Below are 4465 nucleotides of genomic sequence, written 5' to 3'. Positions count from 1 at the left end.
TCTTGCTGGAATTAGCGAAGGAAACATGCACCAGCAGTAGGTGAAGCATCAACCAGATAATCCGATGAGATGCCGGTCTGTCTCACTCTCATGCAAAGGTAAGATCAACCATTTAATCCGCTTACCCAAGATATTTAGTTATCTCTTTAAATTCGCTAAGCGTCTTATCAGACTCCGTGTGGTCAGCATGAAGGGCATCCTCCAGGCAGTGATCCAGATGGTCATGAATTAAGGTACGCTTCGCATTCGTTATCGCCTTTTCCACAGCGTGCAGTTGCTGGGCGATATCCAGACATGCTTTCTCATCTTCGAGCATCTGGATGGTACTTTTCAGGTGCCCTGCGGCACGTTTAAGTCTTTTAATAATGTCAGGGTGTGATGCATGAACGGTCATGGTTTATCCTCTCCAGGTGGAAGGGATAAGATAATGTGTATCAACGCCATGGTCACACTTTTTATCGGCTTATCCTCTCCTGATACGTTGTCTTTTTTTGGGAAATTACTTCTCTTTCTTCGGCCAGGACGGATGTTCATCGTCAATGACGAAATCATGCTCATGGGTCGATTCGTTGTTTGTTTCCGGGTCTTTGTGGCTGTGAACCTGAGCGTACACTTCATGCTCAGGACGCCAGATAAGTACGGCGGTGACCAGCGACAATGTTGCCACAACAGTCAGGGCGATGAATGAAGCCTGTGTCCCCCATGCCGCACCAACCCATCCGGCCAGCGGATAAGTCACCAGCCAGCATGAATGTGACAGTGCAAACTGGGCGGCAAACAGCGCCGGTCTGTCTTCCGCTGTTGACGAACGGCGCAGCAGGCGACCACCCGGTGTCTGAGAAAGTGAATAGCCCACCCCCAGCAGTGCCCAGAGCACAACCAGCGTGATGTAATCCTTCAGGAAAATGCCTGACCCCAGGCCAATGACTAAAAGCGCCGTACCTGCAAGCATCGGCATACGGTCGCTCATGTTGTCGAGGAGTCTGGGGAGAACCAGGGCCGATACCATGGACCCCACGCCGAAGAAGGCCAGCGCAATAGCGGTAGACCGCTGTGAGAAACCAAAGTCCGCCTGAACCAGAACGACGGTGTTGACGATAACCATTGCACTCGCTGCCGCTACGGCCATGTTGAGTGCCAGCAGGCCGCGCAGTCTGGGCGTTTTCAGGAAGATGCGCATACCTCGTGTAGTTTTGTCATAGATGCTGCGTTTGACCGTTAACGCTTTCATCTTCGGCAGTGTCACGGAAACAACCAGAGCTGCTGAAGCAAGGAACCCGACTGCCGTACCGGCAAACAGGTTGTGGAAACTCATGACCGTCAGCAGTGCAGCCGCCAGCATAGGGCTGATGACGCTTTCAAGATCGTAGGCCAGACGTGACAGAGACAGCGCCCGGGTATATTCACGTTCGTCAGGAAGAATATCCGGGATAGTTGCCTGGAAAGTAGGCGTAAACGCCGCCGAGGCAGCCTGAAGAATGAAGATCAGGATGTAGATTTCCCATATCTGGGTGACAAAAGGCAGCGTGATAGCCACGAGAGCGCGAACCAGGTCCAGTGTTACCAGCATGGTGCGACGCGGGAATTTATCGGCAAAAGCCGCCGCCACGGGCGCAACAAGAATATAGGCGCTCATTTTGATAGCCAGCGCGGTACCCAGCACTGCCCCGGCTCTGTCACCTGCGAGATCGTAGGCCAGTAACCCTAACGCAACGGTCGCCAGACCGGTGCCAATAAGGGCGATAACCTGTGCCATAAACAGGTGGCGATAGGTACGATTAGAAAGAATGTTGAGCATCAGGAAATCTCTTGGTTTGAAATCACATCCCCCCCAGGGGGATATTCAAAGCATAGAGGGACCTGAAAAAAATGACAAGCTTTATCCGGGTGAGGAGGATACTGATTCGTCTGTTATCTTGGATGTTAAATAAAAAAGCTTCAGGTATCCCAGCGTTATACCTGAAGCAGCATAAAAAGTGTCGAAGGTGTTATCGCCGCTTCCCTGCGCAGCCCCTCCTGACGAGAAGGGAATTAACTCAGTTGTCCCAGACAGGTTTTCAGGCTCAACCGGGTGGCTTCAATATCACTATGGATAATGGTGCACCAGTCATCACGGTTAGCCCGAATGACCTCCAGCCAGTTATTCAGTGCCTGATTAAACGCCATGGTTTTCTCGCGCTGCGGCCAGCTCATCTGGTTAGTGCTGTAAATGTCCTGCCCTGGCTGCGGCATTAGTACGGTTTGCTGCGTCGACATCCGGGAAGTCACCGGCCAGGTATCAGAGTTGCCATCCCAGGAAGGCATCACCGGGAAACCCGCTCCGCGCAAGGCCATATCCCAGGTGGCATCAAACAGGTATGTTTTGCCCTGTAGCTCAAAAGCCACAGTGTCATGAAATCCCTGTGTTTGCGGCAAAATTGCCAGAATATCCGCAGGTACAGGCAAATCAGCCCAGTCAAACCGCACCAGCTTTCGCTTTGCCGTAATGCCACCATCGGTCAGCAGTCGTTCGGCAGCAGCGGCTTTATGACGGCAGTCGCCAAAGCCCTGCTGAAACAGACTCATGCTTTCGCCATTCCATGCACCGAGCTGATAGGGTATCCGCCTGACCAGCTCAAAAATGGCTCTTCGCAGTTCAGTTGAGCCAGGTTTAAGCCCGAGCGACTGCAAAACCCAGCCCGGCGTTATCGCCTCTTGTTGATTGCGGCGGGTGTTTATTTTTTGCCATGTTTCACTGACTTTTTCAGCCAGAGAGGCTGCCAGGGTTTCCCCCGGCAGTAATGTTGTCATCAGCAACGCTCCTGTGGTGGTGAGAAAATGTCTGCGCGTCAACATATCGGGCGTTACACCTCTACGTTGCGACGAAGCGCCGACATAACCAGTGATTCACAGACCACTTCTTCATCCTCTGCCCGCTTTACGCCGGGGAAGACCATCTGACTTACCGGGGACGAACGAAGCCGGTGATAACGGGCAATCGCGCCATTCATTCCTCCCATTTGCTTACGTCTGACCAGCCGCAGTCCGTGCTCCCAGGCGACTTCATCCATCGCGCTCGCCAGAACAGGGTCATGGTTGAAGATCAGGACGCCATCCTCTTTCAGCAGGCGTGCAGCGCTGCGAAGGAAAGCCGTGTAATCCTGTTCGAAATAGGCCGCTGCCTGGGAGTAGATAATATCGACCTCACCTGCCTGAACACCTCTGTTTTCCAGCGCTCCCAGCCCGGCTGCTGTCACGTAAGGATGCTCAGTCACGCCTTTTGGCAGCGATGCATGCCACGGTGTGAGATTAGTGAAGTGCAGGAATACGCTTTCCCCAAGTTGCTCCCTGAACTCCCCGGAAAGCCCGGAAATCGTCGCCTGATGGCCGGCACATTCCTCAGCGCGAAAACCCGCCCAGGCGGCACCAATTTCCAGGAAGGTGACTTTCCCGTTTTTGTGGTGAATGTTTTTCGCATAGTGGGCGATGTCGAACCCAATTTCTCGCGCCAGGCGAAATGAACCGCCGCTGGATGTCCAGGGGCCATCAAAGCCAAAGGCAAGGATCGCTTTGAGCATCGAGCCCGTTTCCTGATGCATCATTTTCAGGAACGGAATGACTTTACGCCGTGAAGGAACCGGGACATTCGGACGCATTTTTTTGGCCTGAAGGTCGCGATTAACGCCCATGCAGAGCGTCTGCCAGTGCAGGGGATCAACACGATAATTGAGTGCAGTGAAATTACGCGCAATCTCTCGACGCGCCTGGATAGAGTCTTTATACATAGCCTCTCCGCTAAATCTGAAGTTGATTAAAGCCGGGCAGCAAAAACTGCCGGTAACAGCGATCAGATCTGGCGGATGCTGGGAGGACGGTAAATGATGTCCGTGGCCTTAACCGGGCTACGAAGATCGGCAAGCGGCAACCATCTGTCTGTTACAGGAGAGAGGGAAATCTCTACAGAGGGCGGCTGCTCAGGGGTTTCATGGAAATGGTCTGTCTGATGATGGCCTGCGTGGCCAGACTGAGGGATATCCGAATCGTGAGAGTGATCCTGCATTGACATGGTGACTTCTGCGTCATGCAGATTCATCTCGTAGCCTGTCAGGCCGTTTGTACCGTGCGACGCAAACGTCACCATCGACGACATCATCATGCCAATGGCCATGATGACGATCATCAGAACATAACGGGGCGAACGTTTAAACATCGGGTACATCGCTGATTGCTTTCCTCAATAGACAATGACAACGGTATAAAAAGATTAGCATCCCCCCGGGGAGGATGTAAGGGCTGGAATGTAAAGTCTTGTATTGGCGATATGAATAAAAAGGGGGTATACGGATTTAATGGTTGATGGGGCACCTTCACCCCATCAATCTGATACCACCCTCAGATGGTTGATAGATCGACTCCGTAGTTGAGTTCCTCTGCGAAGTCCGGCAGTCCGTAACCGATGGTTTTCTTGTAGAAAGGAGAGACCTTC

General features: G+C 52.7%; 5 protein-coding genes. All 5 read right to left on the bottom strand.

Going from position 1 to position 4465, the window contains the following annotated elements; all coding sequences use genetic code 11:
* Positions 1-121: 121 nt before the first annotated feature.
* Positions 122-394, bottom strand: coding sequence for a metal-sensing transcriptional repressor (locus MAQ5080_RS17040; RefSeq protein ID WP_067213493.1), 273 nt, complete (start codon positions 392-394; stop codon positions 122-124).
* A 105-nt stretch (positions 395-499) separates the two neighbouring features.
* Positions 500-1798 carry a nickel resistance membrane nickel efflux protein NcrA gene (gene ncrA, locus MAQ5080_RS17035; protein WP_004196314.1) on the bottom strand — a complete coding sequence of 433 codons (1299 nt, stop codon included), beginning with the start codon at positions 1796-1798 and terminating at the stop codon, positions 500-502.
* A 233-nt stretch (positions 1799-2031) separates the two neighbouring features.
* On the bottom strand, positions 2032-2790 hold the full coding sequence (locus MAQ5080_RS17030) for a hypothetical protein (protein ID WP_004196325.1): 759 nt from the start codon (positions 2788-2790) through the stop codon (positions 2032-2034).
* 53 nt (positions 2791-2843) lie between these two features.
* Positions 2844-3764, bottom strand: a complete 921-nt coding sequence (locus tag MAQ5080_RS17025; protein ID WP_004196315.1) for a methyltransferase domain-containing protein — start codon at positions 3762-3764, stop codon at positions 2844-2846.
* A gap of 62 nt (positions 3765-3826) precedes the next feature.
* Positions 3827-4198, bottom strand: coding sequence for a hypothetical protein (locus tag MAQ5080_RS17020; protein ID WP_004196359.1), 372 nt, complete (start codon positions 4196-4198; stop codon positions 3827-3829).
* Positions 4199-4465: the final 267 nt, after the last annotated feature.

Source organism: Marinomonas aquimarina (assembly GCF_900089755.1).
GTDB classification, from domain to species: Bacteria; Pseudomonadota; Gammaproteobacteria; order Pseudomonadales; family Marinomonadaceae; genus Marinomonas; species Marinomonas aquimarina.
Note: the sequence above shows the minus strand (reverse complement) of the source record. Positions and strands in the feature narration are given on the sequence as shown.